The following is a 17,676-nucleotide window of genomic DNA, read 5'->3' on the forward strand; positions in this document are numbered from 1 at the left end:
TTTTTGATGTGCTATTAAATTTACAACAGTTCTTTATCTAAACCATAAAACATTAGTATTCAATGCGCTGTCTCTGAATAATTACAAGAAATTTTGAAATATCATGAATCTTTTCGTTGGGCAAAAACTAAGTTGTTGCAAACTAACAATCTGGAATACTGGCATAAGCTTGGTGCTCGGAATCCTGGAAGAGCAACTACTGTTTACCTGACCTGACAAATTATTAAGATGTTCATCCACAGATACATTATCAAGCCATTCATTTATACTTTTTTTTCAGGAGTTATTGCTGGTAACCTTAATGCGCAGACGACCATCAGGCTGTCTTTGAATGAAGCCATTCAACGTGGAAAAGAGGAGAATAAATTAGTGGGGGTATTTAAGACAGAAGAAAGCGCTACACTATCAGACCTGGATGACGCAAGAATGGGAACATTACCCCGTATTGTTTGCAATACAACTTACCAACGATTTAGCAACGTAACGCTTTACGACGGTGTATGGGGCAAGCCAAGAAGTATTCCGAAGCCACCTGATGCAAATGCCTGGCATGCAGGACTGGAAGCATCATTCAATATATATGCAGGTGGCAGGCAGGGATATGTGATCAGGGATCATGAACACAAAGCTGAACTGGCTTATATCAATTCAAAAGAGCAGGAAGGCAATATCGGGTTGCAGGTAGCTCTTCAATACCTGGATCTGGTAAGGATCTACTTCCAGGGAAAACTTATATCAGAACAGATAGAAAGAGCAAAGACCCGTTCCGAAAATATTAACGCGCTTTATGTAAATGGAAAAGTAACAAAAAGCGATTTGTTGAGAGCTGACCTGTTGTTATCCAATGCACTGTTAAGTGAAACCACAAATGTCAATGATAACTCTATAACCAACCAGAAATTAAATACGCTCCTGGACCTGGATGAACTTATTGAAATCATTCCGGTTGATACCAATTTGTTGGTTTTGCCTGCCAGCCATGAATTGGAGCGGTTAGTGGAAGATTTTTCCGGTTCCCATGCAGTGGTAAAGGCGGGAAAAAATATTGAGATCCAGGAAAACCGGACAAAGCTGGCCAGGTCCTTCAGTCTTCCCGCCGCGACCTTGTTTGCAGGCTATGCTTTCAACTATCCAAATACATTGGTTCTTCCTCCTGTAGCGCAAACCTTCGCAGTGGGGCAGGTAGGGGTGAGGCTCACTTATGAGATCTCTTCCCTGTATCAGAATAAATACAAGATCAGGTCTGCCAGCCTGCGGGTTACAGAACTAAAACAGCAGAAAGAGTGGATAGAGGATAATGTTCAGCAGGAAGCCAGGGCATTGTTACTGAAATACAATGAAGCGATGCACCGGATGATTGTCGTCAGGAAGTCAATTGAGCAGGCGGAGGCCAACTATAAAATTCAGAATACCAAATACGCCAACCAGCTCAGCCTGTTGACCGATCTCCTGGATGCGGATAATCTATACCAGGAATCCAGGTTGAATTATATCCAGGCCAATATCGCTGCCATCGCCATCTACTATCGTTTACTTTTCTTAACCGGGAAACTTTAAATAAAATGAAAACAGGTAACAATAAAAAATCGGGCTTTATCAATATGCTTATCAAGGGAGTTGCCATATTGATCGTTGTTATCGCGCTCTTTTTATTTGTGCAATATCTTGTATACGCAGGTAGTTATGAAAATACAAATGATGCACAGGTGGATGCTTATATCAATCCTGTTTCTGCAAGGGCCGGGGGATTCATCAGGGAAGTATTATTCAGCGAACACCAGGAAATAAAAGAGGGTGATACATTGGTCATACTCGACAACAGGGAATATCTGCAAAAAGTTAAGGAAGCCGAAGCCATGCTCGAAGATACCCGTGCCCAGCAGGAAATCCTGGATGCCAGTATCAGGTCGGCCCGGACAGCAACCCTCGTGAATAAGGACCAGATCAGTGCTGCAAAGGCCAGGCTCTGGCAACAGGATCAGGATGTAAAACGATACAGGAACCTGCTGAATGATGAAGCTGTGACATTATCTGAATACGAGGTAGTGCAAACAAGGCATGATGTTTCCCAAAGCGATTATAGTGCAGCCTTGAACAGCCTTAAAACCGGGGACAGCAGGATTCGCGAATTGCAATCAAGGTACAATTCACTTTTTGCGGCACGCAAAAGGGCAGAAGCAGCACTTGACCTGGCGAGACTCAACCTCAGCTATACTGTCATCATATCTCCCTACAACGGCTATACGGGAAGGAAAACCATCCTGGAGGGCCAGCAGGTGCAGGCAGGGCAACCACTGGTATCAGTAGTTAATACGGGTGATAAATGGGTAATAGCAAATTTTAAAGAAACTCAGGTTCATGGAATGTATGTAGGACAGCCTGTAACGATTGAGGCGGATGCAATTCGAGGTAAAACCTTCCGTGGAAAGATTGACGCTATCTCTGCTTCTACCGGTTCGAAAATTTCACTGTTGCCCGCCGATAATTCAACAGGGAATTTTGTAAAGATCATTCAGCGGGTTCCTGTGAAAATAAAATTCACGGAACCAGACGTTGAAGAACTCAAGGCAGGGATGAATGTAAGAATATCAGTAAACATGCAACAACACTAACCACTATGCCGCAGACAGTTTATTTTAATGACCTTGCAAGCCGGCATATAGGTTTAGTACGGGTTTCATTGGTACTGATCCTGTTCACAGCTATTGCCCAATTCCCGGTATTCGCACTGATCCAGGCACATGTAATTTCTTTTAACGGTGCTCAGCCGGAAGATGTTTCCTTTGCTTTACAGATCGCCTACGCTGGAATAATTTCAATCCTCCCAATACAGTTCAGGTTGGTGAAATACTTTAATACGCGAAGCTATTTATTGATTGTTTTTTTTGCTGGAATCCTGTTGAATATCGGTTGCTTATTCGTGCACGATTTCGTCCTGTTCTCGATTCTACGCTTTTTAACCGGCATAGTTACCTGTATGATTGCCGGTTGTATGCTGATTGTTCTTTTTACTACTCTGCCTGAACCCAAAAAAATGATTGTTGGGATTTCCCTGTTTTTTTCAGTAGTACTTACAAGCGGACTGATTGTTGGAATAGGCGCATCACGGGTGGTGTCGGCAACAGATTGGATAGCGATTTATTATGGTATGATAGGATTGCAGGTAATCGGTATTTTGCTCTGTGTTCTTATTTTCAGATCAAGGCCTGCTATCAAACCCTATCCTTTGTACCAGCTGGATTGGATCGGAACCATTTTATTTATGTTCGGTGCGGCGGCAGTAACTTTCGTGATGATCTATGGGCCAAGACGCTACTGGCTTGCCGATCCTTCAATCAGGTACGCTGCAATTTTTTCGGTCCTGGTCCTGATCCTGTTCCTCTATAGGCAGGCAACGCTGAAAAGGCCATTGATTGATCTGGGCGCTTTCAGGTCTGGCAAATTTATTTTTGGCCTGCTTCTTTTGTTAATTTTCTTTGGGATTAAGGACAGCATAAACTTTATTTATGGCTATTCAGCCTCAGTGCTTGGATGGAGTTCGAAGGATGTAACGAATTCGGGGCTGTTTAATATCGCCGGTGTAATATTGGCAACATTCATCGTGGTAAAAGCGATGCTGGCAAATAAAAAAAACCTGCCAATATTATTATTGGCCGGGTTTGCAGTAATGTTCATTTATCATGTATGGGTGTACCTGCATCTCACCCCTGATTTGTCACTGCGTGAGCTTTATATCCCAATATTCCTCCAGGGTTTTGCTTCGGGATTGTTATTTGTCCCTATACTCATTTTTTGCACAGTATCTCTTCCCCAAAGCACCGGTATGACCGGAATTATTATCTGTACCTACGCCCGTTTTATAGCAACGCTTAACTCTACTGCCGGCTTCTATGAAATGCAATTACATTTTAACCAACTATACAAGGAAAGTTTCCTGGGCAAACTTGCTCCCGGAAATGAGATCCTGTCGCAAAGGCAGGAATTATACAAGGGCTTTCTTATGTCTAAAGGAATTTATTCGTCTGATGCAATTGGTATTTCTAATATAGTGATAGCGAAATCAACAGGCATTCAGAGCCAGTTATTGACGATAAGGGCAATTTTTTTAGTGGCTGCTATTATGATGGCTGTTATTTTCGTCATCCTTGTATTATTCGCGGTTATTAATAAGATAAAAGCGTCGCGCGAAAGTGTCTCTGCTAAATAAATCAAAACTCCGTCCGCACCGCGACAAACAGGCCCATTTTTATGTTCTTCATACCCCGCATATGTACCCGAGCATTCCGGATTTTTTTTTTTTGAATAACTACCCGGGAGATATATCGGACAACGACCGAATGGGATTTGAGGAAATAGCGTCGTCGTAATAACAAGGTAGTGTCGCCGTAGTGCCGAGGAAGGCGGAAGATAGTCTCGTAAATGTCTCGTGAAGGTCTTGTCAAAGTCTCGTGAAGGTCAGGTAAAGCATATCATATGGGAGTCGGACTTTTTTTGGCCTTTGACATTCCCGGCTTTTTGTATTTTGTACATACGATTGCTAACGGTAACCTTAAACGAAAATTATGCCAAGAATCAGGTCCTTATTTAATCCCAGTGGGAAGATGGATAAGCTGGTATTTGTAGACAGTACAAAATACGGAAACCATACCCGAAGAGCACCAAGGCCGGGCCTTAAAAAGGGTGAGCCAGCGTTGAAGCGGCAATTTTCCCGCACTAAATACCTGAACGACCTGGCGGGCGAGTTGAACAGCGCTTTTCGGGGCATCTGGCCAGCCAAGAAATCGGATCTCTACCAGAAAATGCTGAAACGGTTCAGGAAGGAACCGGAGAACAGGAGGGGATTGCTGTTGATGCAATTAAAGTCCATGGAAATCAATCCCAGGTACACCTTCAACTCGCTTGGTACCTGCTCCACAACCGTCAAAGAACTGGAAGAGAGTGTTTCCGTCGGCCTGCAGGTTCAAGCCCATCCACCGCGCGGAAAATATGACGCCAACACCTATTACTATGAAGTGATCCTCTTTACCTGGGACGATCCCAATGATACTGCATTCTGGTCAAGGCAGTACAGCGACTGGATCAGGATTGGAAAAGACTATCCTAACCCTGTATTTGAATTCCTTTTTCCCAAACCATCCGGAACCACCCTCCAATGGCTTTTATGCCTTCGGGTACATTTAGGTGTTGAAGATGTCGTTTTCCCGGTACTCACTACTACGGGCATGCAAATTACAGACGTGGGTACTTTCGACAAGGACGAGATCCGCATCCTGGAACAACGGAAACAGGAAGAAGAGAAAGCCAAAAAGAAGGCCAAAGCCGCTGTAGACGATATTGTCCGCGTAAAAGCAAAAAACCAGCAATAAAAAACCCGCAGATCATTACATCCGCGGGTCCTATTCTTAAGTTTCTGACTTTCTTACAGGTGAATTGCTTCGCCGTAAGCCACTTCGATCGCATCCTTAATGCTCTCACTGATGGTCGGGTGGGGGTGAACGCTGTTCAGCACTTCATGGTAAGTTGTTTCCAGCTTACGGGCAGTTACTGTTTCAGCGATCAGCTCAGTCACGTTGTAACCGATCATGTGGGTTCCCAGCCACTCACCGTATTTCGCGTCAAAGATCACTTTTACGAAGCCTTCAGTAGCACCGGCAGCAGATGCCTTACCTGATGCACTCAGCGGGAATTTACCAACCTTAATTTCATAACCTGCTTCCTTAGCCGCTTTCTCGGTAAAACCAACGCTGGCGATTTCAGGAACACAGTATGTACATCCCGGGATGTTGTTGTAGTCGAGACCTTCTGGCTGGTGGTTGTATTTCTTCTCACCATATGCGATGTTCTCCACACAGATGATGCCTTCTTTTGATGCAACGTGTGCGAGTGCCTGTCCAGGTACGCAATCACCGATCGCATAAAAGCCCGGAGTACTTGTCTGGTAGAACTTGTCCACCACGATACGGCCCTTGTCGGTCTTCACACCAGCTTCTTCCAGCCCGATGCCTTCGATGTTTGCGGAAACACCAACAGCGCTCAGCACTACGTCAGCTTCGAGGGTTACTTCGCCGGTAGCGGTCTTCACTTTTGCCTTTACACCATTGCCGCTGGTATCCAGGCTTTCCACGTTTGCATTGGTCATCACTTCGATGCCCTGCTTCTTGTATTGCTTCTCGAGTTCTTTTGAAATATCGTCGTCTTCAACAGGAACTACGCGGGGCATGAACTCCACCACGGTAACCTTGGTTCCCATACTGTTGTAGAAGTAAGCGAACTCAACACCGATCGCGCCGCTGCCGACAACGATCATGCTCTTCGGTTGCTGCGGAAGCACCATGGCTTCGCGGTAACCGATCACTTTCTTGCCATCCTGCTTCAGGTTAGGCAGCTCACGGCTGCGGCCACCCGTAGCGATGATGATATGCTTTGCTTCAACTACTTCCTTGCTGCCGTCTGCTTTGGTAACTTCTACCTGTCCCTTTGCCTTGATCTTTCCAAAACCCATGAACACATCGATCTTGTTCTTCCTCATCAGGAACTGGACACCCTTGCTCATTTTATCCGCAACACCACGGCTGCGCTTGATCACGGCTTCAAAATTATGCGTACCTGTAGCCTCGATACCATAGTCTTTCGCGTGTTTGATATACTCCATCACCTGCGCACTCTTCAACAGCGCTTTGGTGGGAATACATCCCCAGTTCAGACAGATACCACCGAGACTTTCCTTTTCAATAATGGCTGTTTTGAATCCCAGTTGGGATGCGCGGATAGCAGCCACATAACCACCAGGACCACTTCCGATTACGAGAACATCGTATGCCATAGATTTTATTTTAAGATGTTGGTTGACAAAATAATAACGTGCGAAACTACTTTAGAAGGAGGAAACGGCCAAACAGCCACGAAGTGCTTACCTGCTGGCATCATTCATCCTGATCTTCCTTCCTTTGTAGGTTTTGCCATCGATCGCTTTGATCATTTTCGCAGCTGAACCTTTATCGATTTCGATCCAGCTGTTCATCTCTTTCATATCGATGCGACCGAGAACATCTTTGCGGAGGTCACTCATGTCGAGGATATATTGGAGGAAGCTGGCTTTGTAGAAGCCATCTTTTGTACCGAGATTAACAAATAATTTGGTGTGGTTGCCATTTCCTCCGGGCTGGAACTCCTTGCGACCGCGTCCCTGGTCACGTGAAGCGGACTCGCGCTCACGTCCAACCGGGCGTTGCCTGCGGTCTTCGCGGAGGTTCAGGTCTTCAGAGTTTTCATAATATTTCAGGAACCGGTCGAACTCAGTTGCGGCAACACGCTTCAGGATCTCTTCCTTGCTTACATCAGCGAACTTTTCCTGCAGCATGGGAACATAGGTTTCATAGTCACCATGACTGATATCCGTTTGCAGGAGTTTGTCCATGAAGTAGAAGAATTGCTTTCTGCAGACATCTTTTCCGGTAGGGATCTCGAGACGGTGGAAAGGTGCCTGTACGATCTTTTCGATCTGGCGCAGCCTGAACGTCTCACGGCTGTGGACAATCGACATACACACCCCGGTTTTACCGGCGCGGCCGGTACGACCACTGCGGTGCGTATAAACTTCTATGTCATCAGGAAGCTCGTAGTTGATTACGTGCGAAATTTCCTTCACGTCGATTCCCCTTGCCGCCACATCGGTAGCAATCAGCAATTGCAGGCTTTTGTCGCGGAACTGTCCCATTACCCTGTCACGCTGTACCTGGGTAAGGTCGCCGTGCAGCGCGTCGATATCGTAGCCTTCGCGGGTCAGCTTCTCTGCGATGTCCTGGGCGTCAGCCTTTGTACGCGTGAAAATGATCCCGTACATCCCGGGATTGAAATCGATTAGTCGCTTCAGTGCTTCATAACGGTGCTGCGCATTCGTGATAAAGTACTGGTGATCGATATTCTTGTTGGCGGTATTAACCTTGCCCACCTGGATCTCCTTCGGGTCTTCCATGTACTTCTTGCTCACCCGCTTGATCTCCGGTGGCATGGTAGCGCTGAACAGCCATGTGCTTTCGCGGTTGGGAGTGTTCTTCAGGATGAACTCGATATCGTCCTGGAAACCCATGTTAAGCATCTCATCCGCTTCGTCAAGTACAACGTACTTGATCTGTTCGAGGTTGATCGCCTTTCTTTCGATCAGGTCGATCAGCCTGCCGGGGGTCGCAGCTACGATCTGGATCCCGCGTTTAATGTCGCGGATCTGGGCGCCGATAGAGGTGCCGCCGTAAACTGCCACGATATTGAGACCCGTCATGTACTTCTTGAAAGATTCGATTTCGTTCACGATCTGCAGGCAAAGTTCCCGGGTGGGACAAACAATCAGTGCCTGCGGGTATTTTTGGGAAGGGTCAACCAGTTGTAAAAGGGGAAGTCCAAATGCAGCCGTTTTTCCGGTCCCGGTCTGCGCCAGTCCCACCAGGTCGGTCGTGCCAGCCAGTAAAACCGGGATGGCTTTTTCCTGGATAGTGGTCGGATTAACAAAACCAAGTGCTGTCGTTGCTTTAACCAATCTCTCGTCAAGTCCTAACTCTTCAAATGTAATCATATATCAAAATTTGCGCAAAGGTAGGATAATAAACGCACTACATTTGCAACTTATGAAACTCGATATACTGGCAATAGGCGTTCATCCGGACGACGTGGAATTGGGTTGCTCCGGAACGATAATCAACGAGGTAAAGAAGGGAAAAAAGGTAGGCATTCTGGATCTGACCCAGGGAGAACTTGGAACCCGCGGCACCATTGAAACCCGCTACGCCGAGGCGGCACGCGCAGCCCAGCTGATGGGAGTGCAGGTGCGGGCGAACCTCTGCATGCGCGACGGTTTTTTTATAGACGACGAAACGCATAAGATGCAGTTAATCAAGGCTATCCGCCGCTACCAACCCGAAGTGATATTGGCAAATGCCCTGGAAGACAGGCACCCGGATCACGGCAGGGCGGGAAAGCTGATTGCCGAGGCAAGTTTCCTGGCCGGACTGCTTAAGATCCAGACGACCGACGACGAGGGGAACCAGCAGGAAAGGTGGCGGCCGAAGTACGTACTCCATTATATCCAGGACCGCCTGCAGGAACCCGACCTGGTGGTAGACATCTCCGATGTATTCGACCAGCGCATGCTGGCAATAGAGGCCTACACTACCCAATTCTACAATCCCGACATGGAGGACGACGGTCCACAGACCTATATCTCCACACCCGACTTCCGCGAAAGTGTGGTGGCAAGGGCGCGCATGATGGGTAAGCGGATCGGTGTTCGCTTTGCGGAAGGATTTACCACCCAAAAGTCGCTGGGAATTAAAAGTCTCGACGCGCTGATCCAGAACGAAACCTGATCGTATCCGATCATTCGGATATCGCCTTGGGGTATAGTGGAAAATTAATTATGTTATATATTTTCCTCAGGCACGGATTATGAATGGATGGGTGTAATTTTGCGTCCTGTATTAATTCATCGAACCCAGAGTAATTCACATGGTGACTCCAAAATTTACTACCTCGGCTCAGTCGTTTCATACCGAACTGAAGAAAAGGATCAGCAGCTACTTTGAAGAGATCGGCAAGCCGTCTACGGGAAACAACAACCTGTATACAAAAGCCATCATCCTGTTTGTGGCTTTCACTTTTGTGTATGTGCACCTCGTGTTCTTTACACCAGTATTATGGCTTGCAGTGCTCGAGTGTGTGTTGCTTGGAGGAACGGTAGCGGCGATAGGGTTCAACATTATGCACGATGGCGCACATGGCAGCTTCAGTAAATACAAATGGGTGAACCAGCTTGCTGCGTTCTCATTGAATATCCTGGGCGGAAATAATTTCATGTGGAACGTAAAACACAATGTGATCCACCACGCTTATACAAATGTGGACGGTGTGGATGATGACATCGACATCCAGCCCTGGATGCGCATGAGCACCACGCAGAAAAAATACAAGATGCACAAGTACCAGCACCTCTATTTCTGGCTGCTGTATTCCATGCTGTACATCCTCTGGATCTTCGTTCTTGATTATGAGAAATATTTCAAAAGCCGTATCGGCAACATGCCCCTTAAGAAAATGACCAGGGCTGATCATTTTGTTTTCTGGGGATTCAAGGCACTTCACCTTTTCCTCTTCGTAGGACTCCCGATTTATATCGTCGGCTTCAAGCTGTGGCTGATCGGATTCCTGATTTATACCTGCATTGCCGGTTTTGTGATCAGCATGGTGTTCCAGCTGGCACACACCGTTGAGCATACTGCTTTCCCTGTACCTGACGCTGAGACCGGCAAACTGGAAGACGAATGGGCGGTTCACCAGCTGAAGACGACTGCAAACTTTGCTACTGATAATAGAGTGGTGAGCTGGCTGCTGGGCGGATTGAATTTCCAGATCGAGCACCATCTCTTCCCCAAGATCTCGCATGTGCATTATCCTGCCATCAGCAAGATCATCCGCCAGGCTTGCCTCGAATATGGCATTCCCTACATTGAGTATGCGAAAACACGTTATGCAGTAGCGTCGCATGTTTCTTTCCTCCGTCATATGGGAAGGGCCTAAGAAACCCGTACATTTGCCCCTTCAAACGGAAACAGCATGTCAAGTGTAAAAGTGGGCATGGTACAGATGAGTTGTACCGCCAGTAAGGAGGAGAATTTGCAGAAAGCCATAACCGGCGTCCGTGAGGCCGCGGCGAAAGGCGCGCAGATCATCTGCCTGCAGGAACTCTTCACCTCGTTGTACTTCTGCGACGTGGAAGACTATGAAAATTTCAAACTGGCCGAACCGATTCCCGGTGCATCTACCGACGCGCTTTCAGCCGTTGCCGCCGAACTCGGTGTGGTGATCATTGCCTCACTGTTCGAAAAACGCACACAGGGAATCTATCACAATACGACAGCCGTACTGGATGCAGATGGTTCTTACCTCGGTAAGTACCGGAAGATGCATATTCCCGATGACCCGGCTTACTACGAGAAATTTTATTTCACTCCCGGTGACCTGGGATATAAAGTATTCAAAACCCGCTTCGCCACTTTTGGTGTGCTGATCTGCTGGGACCAGTGGTACCCTGAAGCAGCTCGCATCACTTCCCTAATGGGTGCCGAGATCCTGTTTTATCCTACCGCTATTGGCTGGGCTACATCGCAGGATGAAGACACTAACACCGAACAATACAATGCCTGGCAAACCATTCAGCGCAGTCACGCAGTTGCCAACGGCGTGCACGTTGTGAGTGTGAACAGGGTCGGACTGGAGCAGGAAGGTGCTATGAAATTCTGGGGTGGCTCATTTGTCGCCAACCCTTTCGGAACTGTGCTGAAGCAGCTTTCGCACGATGATGAGGACGTACATGTGATGACCCTCGACCTCGGCAAGACAGACCGTTACCGTACGCACTGGCCGTTCCTGCGCGACAGGCGGATCGACTCCTACCAGCCCATTACCAAGCGATATATTGATGAAGACTAAGACTCCCTTCGAATCCGGTTATTACTTCCCGGCCGAATTTGCCCCGCATACTGCAACCTGGCTTAGCTGGCCGCATAAGGAAGCTTCATGGCCCGGTAAAATCCATACCATCTACCCGTATTATGCGCAGTTCATCAAAGTGCTGGCAGAGAGCGAGCAGGTGTGCATCAACGTGAATGACGAAAAGATGCTGCAGTTTGCTAAGAATTGCCTGCAGGAAGCTGGCGTGGATATGTCGCAGGTGCAGTTTTTCCTGCATCCCACCAATGATGCCTGGTGCCGTGACCATGGTCCGGCTTTTTTGGTGAACCCCGCTGCTGAAGACCATCGCAAAGTTGTGGTGGATTGGAACTACAACGCGTGGGGTGGAAAATATCCGCCTTACGACCTCGATGATGTGATCCCGACACTGGTCGCGAAACATTACAATATTCCCGTGTACTACCCGGGCATTATCATGGAAGGTGGCTCGGTTGAATTCAATGGGAAGGGTACATTGCTCACTTCAACAGCCTGCCTGTTGAATCCTAACAGGAACCCTCACCTGAAGCAGGGCGAAATTGAAAATTTCCTCCGGCAGTATTACGGTGTTGAACAGATACTCTGGGTCGACGAAGGTATCGTGGGTGACGACACCGATGGACATATCGACGATACCGTTCGCTTTGTTAATGAAGACACAGTGCTTACCGTGATCGAGGAAGACAGCGCGGATGAAAACTACGAATTGCTGAAGGGCAACCTGCAGCAGCTGTCGGCCATGCGCCTGCAGAATGGTAAACAAATGAACATCGTTGAACTGCCGATGCCTGACCCGGTGATCTTCGAAGACCAGCGACTGCCGGCTTCCTACGCGAACTTCTATATTGCCAATACGTCCGTAATTGTGCCGACATTCCGTTCCGATAAGGATGAAAAGGCGCTGAATATAATCCAGGATTGTTTTCCGGGGCGTAAGGTTGTGGGAATTGACTCAACAGAGATCATCTGGGGACTGGGTTCCTTCCATTGCCTCAGCCAGCAGGAACCAGCGGTTTAAGGTTTATGAACAATTCTGTACCTGCCCGCGGATTGATAGAATTGTAACAGTCGGCCATCACGTTTATTTCGAACAGCGGCTGGAATAAGCTTTCGTATTCTGCCTTACTGCCACCGAAAGGCGGACCGCCCTCGAACGCCCTGTTGAACAGTAGGCCGACAAGCCTGCCGTTTTTCTTCAGGAGGGCATGCATTTGTGACGCGTATGCTTTACGGAGTGAAGGCTGAAGGGCGCAGAAAAAAGTCTGTTCCAGCACCAGGTCGAATTGTCCCTCCATGGCAAAGAAATCACCGTTCAAAATTGTCAGTTCCTTTCCATGCCACTTGTTAAGCCTCATCGCCAGTGAAGTCGTGAGAAGGGGCGAAATATCTATCACAGTCACATTCCTGAACCCATTGTGCAGCAAATACTCCACTTCATACCCATTCCCGCAGCCCGGGACCAGGATAGACAGGTCCTTATCGTTCAGTTGATCTATATAATCCTTCAGCGGCGTCGATGGGTAGCCAACATCCCACGCCGTAGCGTTACTGCGGTAAAGCTCGTCCCAGTAAGAAGAATCGAAGTTCATGCGTAATATTTACCCGTCGGGTCCCACCCGTCGGGTCTCACCCGTCGGGTGAAGTTGGGTGAAAACACCGGAAGTTAGCGCAAATAATTTTTACTAACAGGCGTTAGTTGAATGGTAATTCGGTTATTTTTGCCCCACTTTAACCCTGATAACATGCATTTTCAACTTAGTGAAGAGCACCTTATGATCCAGCGGGCAGCCCGTGATTTCGCCCAGAATCAATGCCTGCCCGGCGTTATCGAAAGAGACGATAAACAGAAATTTCCATTGGAACAGGTAATGCAGCTGGCAGACCTCGGGTTCATGGGAATGATGGTCGACCCCGCATACGGTGGCGCCGGGATGGATACGATCAGCTATGTGCTGGCCATGGAAGAGATCAGTAAGATTGATGCAAGTGTGAGCGTAGTGATGAGTGTGAACAACAGTCTTGTTTGCTGGGGACTGGAAACCTACGGTTCCGAAGAGCAGAAACAACGCTACCTCACACCGTTGGCACAGGGGAAAAAGGATGGGGAACTTTATATCGGTGCCTTCCTGCTAAGTGAGCCTGAGGCCGGCAGTGATGCTACTTCACAGCGGACGATCGCTGAAGACAAGGGCGACCACTACCTCCTTAACGGAACCAAGAATTGGATCACGAACGGATCTTCGGCTTCTGTTTACCTGGTGATCGCACAAACCGATGTGGAGCAGGGATCCCATGGCATCAATGCATTTATAATAGAAAAGAACTGGCCCGGCGTAACCGTTGGTGCCAAAGAAAATAAGCTCGGTATCCGCGGCAGTGATACGCATAGCATTTCATTCAGCGATGTAAAAGTGCCCAAGGAGAACAGGATCGGTGATGACGGTTCCGGGTTCCGGTTCGCGATGAAGACACTGGCAGGCGGACGGATTGGCATTGCTTCCCAGGCACTCGGCATCGCAAGTGGTGCGTTTGAGCTGGCATTGAATTATTCCAAACAACGCAAAGCATTTGGAAAGGAGATCATGCATCACCAGGCCATCCAGTTCAAGCTGGCAGATATGGCAACCAAAGTGGAAGCTGCAAGACTTCTATGCCTGAAGGCCGCGTGGGAAAAGGACAATAAAATTGACTACACTCTCAGCGGATCTATGGCAAAAGTATTCGCATCCGAAGCAGCCATGTGGGTTTCTACTGAAGCCGTTCAGGTACATGGCGGTTACGGGTATGTAAAGGAATATCATGTCGAGCGACTGATGCGCGATGCCAAGATCACGCAGATCTACGAAGGAACCAGCGAAGTTCAGCGGATTGTTATCAGCCGCGCGATCCTTAAATAAGTTTTGCATAGTGGTTGACTCGTGTAGCTTTGCAGCATGGCGATCCACATCTCGAATTACCAGGAGTTACGCGACCTATGCCGTGAGGCAGGCGCAACGCTGGTTGCAGTAAGCAAAACAAAGCCTTCCTCAGAAATCAACTCGCTCTACGAACTGGGCCAGCGTGATTTCGGTGAGAATTATGTGCAGGAACTGGCGGATAAAAAACCGGAACTGCCTGCCGATATTCACTGGCATTATATAGGTCACCTCCAGTCGAATAAAGTCAAATACATTGCATCATTCGTTCACCTGGTTCATGGTGTGGATGGACTGAAACTGCTGCAGGAGATCAATAAGCAGGCGGCCAAACATCACCGCACTATTGACTGTTTGCTGCAGGTGCATATCGCCAGGGAAGAAACCAAGTTCGGTCTTGACGAAAAGGAACTGGAAGAACTTATTTCTACCGTCCGCAATAACGCGGGTGAGTATGCGAACATACGCATTACCGGTTTCATGGGAATGGGATCATTCAGTGAAGACCCGAAGGTTGTCCGCCCCGAGTTCCGTCACCTCAGGCAGCTTTATGATCATTACGCCTCACAACAGCAGAGCGCGACCGTTAATCTCCATACTTTATCAATGGGCATGAGTGGTGACTACCGCATTGCACTCGAAGAGGGAAGCAATATGCTGCGCATTGGCAGCCTGTTGTTTGGTTCGCGGAATTAATAATCGTCGATATTCAGTCCTAATATAATATCGCGCGTTGCAGCAAGTACTCCATTCTGCTCATTAACCTGCAGCACACCATCACCGCCTTTGGGTTTACCTCGTTGCGACGCTGATGGAAGGTTAGGATCGCCGGCAAACAGGTATTCATCGATCCAGTAAGCGGTCTTGCCCGGTTCCTTCAAAGTGGCATGGATATGGGCGGGTGCCCCACCTTCGGGGTATGCTCCCGGCCGCAGGGTATAGAACCGGTATTCCCCTTTTTGATTGGTCCGAACCCATCCCCGCAGGTAACCGTGGCGCTTGCCCCATCCCTGTTCCCCTCCCATAGTCGGGTAGCGACCCGATTGGTCGGTGTGATACGCATACAGGATCACCCCAGGGGCGGGAGTCTTGCCGTCGCGCTGGTAAATGGTTCCGCTTAAAACCAATTTCGGTCCGTTTAAGCTGAAATCAGGAAGCGTATCAACTTCATTGAGCACGCTGAAAGGAACAGGACATTCGTAAATCGCTTCGCAGCCTTCACACCGTCCGCCAACCCTTGTGTCAGCTGCATCCGGTTTATTTACAGAAGGACTCGACTGTGAGCAGGCAAAAAGCGGGAAAAGAACATAGGTTGTCAAAGTGAAAACTGCCGTTTTCATGACCTGGTATTTTCATCAAAATTGAGAACTACCGGCCATACACCTGGAGCCCTTTACACCAATGGAAGGAATCCCCTGATGAATGACAATCCTGTAGTTTGTCAAGATAATGCTGCCATTGGTGGAAGCTAATTGTCCGCCCGCTTTTTGTACATTTATTTTAGGTATGCGCAACAGTTCATTCATTTTCCGGTATAAGCTGCACCATGTTTTTTTCTGGCTGCTGATCCTCGGGGCGTGGTACTTCCTGCGGTATGATGGCTTCTCTTCCCGTGGCCTTGCATTCCGTGTAACACTCGTAAAGGTTGCGGACCTTGCATTGATGGTGTATATCACCAATTACGTGCTGATTCCACGTTTGCTGTACAAGAAAAAGTACGGCTGGTTTGCACTCTGTTATTTTTCGATGATCCTGCTGAGCAGCATTTTCAAGATGAATATCCTCGGCCAACTCATGCATAACCCGCATTTGTTCAGCCTGACAGGTGGTAACTTAAGGGCAAGAATTTACGACAATATCATCCCGCATTTTTTCCTGGTCACGGCAGGAGCAGCCGTGAAATTGCTGTTCGATTATGCCGGCATGCAGAAGCGGATGAGTGAAATGGCAAAAGAGAAAGCTGAGGCCGAGCTTCATTTCCTGAAGTCGCAGATCAACCCGCATTTCCTTTTCAATTCACTTAATTCGGTGTATTTCCTTATTGATAAGGAGAATGCTTTAGCGAGGAAGGCGCTGCACACTTTCTCCGAGATGTTGCGTTTCCAGTTGTATGGAACGGGAGGGGAGAAGATCCCGATCGAACAGGAGATCCGTTACCTTGAAGACTATATCTCGCTGCAACGGTTACGGATAAGCGAGAATAGCACGGTTGCATTTAACTACACTCCTGATGTAAATGGATTTCCCATAGAGCCGCTGTTGCTGACGCCGCTGGTGGAGAACGCTTTCAAACACTTATCACATTTTCCGCCGGAGAAAAAGAATGAGATCAGTATAGACCTGTCGCGTGTCAATGGCAACATGAGGTTTGTTGTGGAGAATACACGTGAACCCGGGGGCAACACAGGGGAAAAGGGGGGCATCGGGCTGGCGAATGTGAAACGCAGGCTTCAGCTGCTGTATCCTGGCCGGCATAGTTTGCAGATAATGGAAGAACCTGAATATTATAAAGTAGAAATGGAACTTACCATATGATCAACTGCATCATCATAGACGACGAGCCGCTGGCACGTAAGGGACTGATGGAATACATCAGGGAGGTGGATTTGCTCCAGCTCGCCGGGGAGTTTGACAGTCCGCTTAAAGCCATGACAACCATCCGCGAAGTATCACAGCCGCTGCTCTTCCTGGATATCCAGATGCCTAAGATCACCGGGCTGGAATTTTTCCGCTCGCTTAAACAGCCGCTGCCGGTGATCTTTGTAACTGCCTATCCGCAGTTTGCGATCGACGGGTTCGACCTCAATGCGCTGGATTACCTGGTGAAGCCGGTATCGTTCGAGCGGTTCCTGCAGGGGGTAATGAAAGCGAAGGAATACTATGAATTGCGCCAGCAGAACCGGTTGTCCGGCAAAGAGGCGCAGGAGGACAGCTTCTACATCAAATCAGACAACAAGTTGGTCAGGATCCAGTTCGACGAGATCCTGTTCGTGGAAGCATTACAGAATTACGTGGTCGTACATACGCGGGATAAGAAGTTCATTACCTACCTGACCTTCCGGTCGGTTGAGGAATACCTGCCTGAACAATCGTTTATCCGTACCCATAAGTCATACCTGGTGGCAGCGGATAAGGTTGCCAGCATCGAAGCCAACGAACTGCTGGTAGGGGAGCACCGCATTCCCATCAGCCGGAATGAAAAGGAAGCGGTATTGGAAAAGTTGCTGAAAGGAAAGTTTTTGAAAAGGTAGTAAATTCGCCC

General features: G+C 48.1%; 16 protein-coding genes. 12 read left to right on the plus strand and 4 right to left on the minus strand.

What is annotated here, in order from left to right; translation table 11 throughout:
• Nucleotides 1-228 precede the first annotated feature (228 nt).
• From OI18_RS11555 to OI18_RS11570, 4 genes are all read left to right on the plus strand, one after another.
• Nucleotides 229-1,557 carry a TolC family protein gene (locus OI18_RS11555; RefSeq protein WP_052273128.1) on the plus strand — a complete coding sequence of 443 codons (1,329 nt, stop codon included), beginning with the start codon at nucleotides 229-231 and terminating at the stop codon, nucleotides 1,555-1,557.
• Nucleotides 1,558-1,562: 5 nt separating this feature from the next.
• Nucleotides 1,563-2,612, plus strand: a complete 1,050-nt coding sequence (locus OI18_RS11560) for an HlyD family secretion protein (RefSeq protein ID WP_039140026.1) — start codon at nucleotides 1,563-1,565, stop codon at nucleotides 2,610-2,612.
• Between the two features lie 5 nt (nucleotides 2,613-2,617).
• Nucleotides 2,618-4,207, plus strand: a complete 1,590-nt coding sequence (locus OI18_RS11565) for an MFS transporter (protein ID WP_039140027.1) — start codon at nucleotides 2,618-2,620, stop codon at nucleotides 4,205-4,207.
• A gap of 355 nt (nucleotides 4,208-4,562) precedes the next feature.
• On the plus strand, nucleotides 4,563-5,366 hold the full coding sequence (locus OI18_RS11570; RefSeq protein ID WP_152616803.1) for a hypothetical protein: 804 nt from the start codon (nucleotides 4,563-4,565) through the stop codon (nucleotides 5,364-5,366).
• A 53-nt stretch (nucleotides 5,367-5,419) separates the two neighbouring features.
• Here the strand turns inward: OI18_RS11570 and lpdA are convergent, their stop codons facing one another.
• Together lpdA and OI18_RS11580 are read right to left on the minus strand one after the other, a co-directional pair.
• Complete coding sequence (lpdA, locus tag OI18_RS11575; RefSeq protein WP_039140029.1) at nucleotides 5,420-6,823, minus strand: dihydrolipoyl dehydrogenase; 1,404 nt, start codon at nucleotides 6,821-6,823, stop codon at nucleotides 5,420-5,422.
• Between the two features lie 87 nt (nucleotides 6,824-6,910).
• A complete protein-coding gene (locus OI18_RS11580) occupies nucleotides 6,911-8,569 on the minus strand; it encodes a DEAD/DEAH box helicase (protein ID WP_039140030.1) in 1,659 nt (552 codons plus the stop codon).
• A 52-nt stretch (nucleotides 8,570-8,621) separates the two neighbouring features.
• On the opposite strand from OI18_RS11580, the gene bshB1 reads away from it, so the two are divergent.
• From bshB1 to OI18_RS11600, 4 genes are all read left to right on the plus strand, one after another.
• On the plus strand, nucleotides 8,622-9,359 hold the full coding sequence (bshB1, locus tag OI18_RS11585) for a bacillithiol biosynthesis deacetylase BshB1 (RefSeq protein WP_039140031.1): 738 nt from the start codon (nucleotides 8,622-8,624) through the stop codon (nucleotides 9,357-9,359).
• A 139-nt stretch (nucleotides 9,360-9,498) separates the two neighbouring features.
• Nucleotides 9,499-10,566, plus strand: a complete 1,068-nt coding sequence (locus OI18_RS11590) for a fatty acid desaturase family protein (protein ID WP_039140032.1) — start codon at nucleotides 9,499-9,501, stop codon at nucleotides 10,564-10,566.
• A gap of 36 nt (nucleotides 10,567-10,602) precedes the next feature.
• Nucleotides 10,603-11,478: a carbon-nitrogen hydrolase gene (locus tag OI18_RS11595; protein ID WP_039140033.1), complete on the plus strand. Its 876-nt coding sequence runs from the start codon at nucleotides 10,603-10,605 to the stop codon at nucleotides 11,476-11,478.
• On the plus strand, nucleotides 11,468-12,517 hold the full coding sequence (locus OI18_RS11600; protein WP_039140034.1) for an agmatine deiminase family protein: 1,050 nt from the start codon (nucleotides 11,468-11,470) through the stop codon (nucleotides 12,515-12,517). Before OI18_RS11595 ends, OI18_RS11600 begins: the two co-directional genes overlap by 11 nt.
• Here OI18_RS11600 and OI18_RS11605 read toward each other — a convergent pair.
• Complete coding sequence (locus OI18_RS11605; protein ID WP_039140035.1) at nucleotides 12,492-13,088, minus strand: methyltransferase domain-containing protein; 597 nt, start codon at nucleotides 13,086-13,088, stop codon at nucleotides 12,492-12,494. The genes OI18_RS11600 and OI18_RS11605 overlap by 26 nt on opposite strands.
• 153 nt (nucleotides 13,089-13,241) lie before the next feature.
• Here OI18_RS11605 and OI18_RS11610 point away from each other — a divergent pair, with 153 nt between their 5' ends.
• Nucleotides 13,242-14,396, plus strand: coding sequence for an acyl-CoA dehydrogenase family protein (locus tag OI18_RS11610; protein ID WP_039140221.1), 1,155 nt, complete (start codon nucleotides 13,242-13,244; stop codon nucleotides 14,394-14,396).
• A gap of 36 nt (nucleotides 14,397-14,432) precedes the next feature.
• Nucleotides 14,433-15,110 carry a YggS family pyridoxal phosphate-dependent enzyme gene (locus OI18_RS11615; RefSeq protein ID WP_039140036.1) on the plus strand — a complete coding sequence of 226 codons (678 nt, stop codon included), beginning with the start codon at nucleotides 14,433-14,435 and terminating at the stop codon, nucleotides 15,108-15,110.
• On the opposite strand, the gene OI18_RS11620 is transcribed toward OI18_RS11615, so the two are convergent.
• Entirely contained in the window at nucleotides 15,107-15,754 is a 648-nt protein-coding gene (locus OI18_RS11620; RefSeq protein ID WP_052273129.1) for a dioxygenase family protein, read from the minus strand. The two genes, OI18_RS11615 and OI18_RS11620, sit on opposite strands and share 4 nt — an antisense overlap.
• Before the next feature lie 166 nt (nucleotides 15,755-15,920).
• On the opposite strand from OI18_RS11620, the gene OI18_RS11625 reads away from it, so the two are divergent.
• Both OI18_RS11625 and OI18_RS11630 read left to right on the plus strand, forming a co-directional pair.
• Nucleotides 15,921-16,949: a sensor histidine kinase gene (locus tag OI18_RS11625; RefSeq protein WP_039140038.1), complete on the plus strand. Its 1,029-nt coding sequence runs from the start codon at nucleotides 15,921-15,923 to the stop codon at nucleotides 16,947-16,949.
• A complete protein-coding gene (locus OI18_RS11630; protein ID WP_039140039.1) occupies nucleotides 16,946-17,665 on the plus strand; it encodes a LytR/AlgR family response regulator transcription factor in 720 nt (239 codons plus the stop codon). The genes OI18_RS11625 and OI18_RS11630 overlap by 4 nt, the downstream gene beginning before the upstream one ends.
• Nucleotides 17,666-17,676 lie beyond the last annotated feature (11 nt).

The sequence above is a fragment of the Flavihumibacter solisilvae genome (assembly GCF_000814475.1).
GTDB lineage: Bacteria > Bacteroidota > Bacteroidia > Chitinophagales > Chitinophagaceae > Flavihumibacter > Flavihumibacter solisilvae.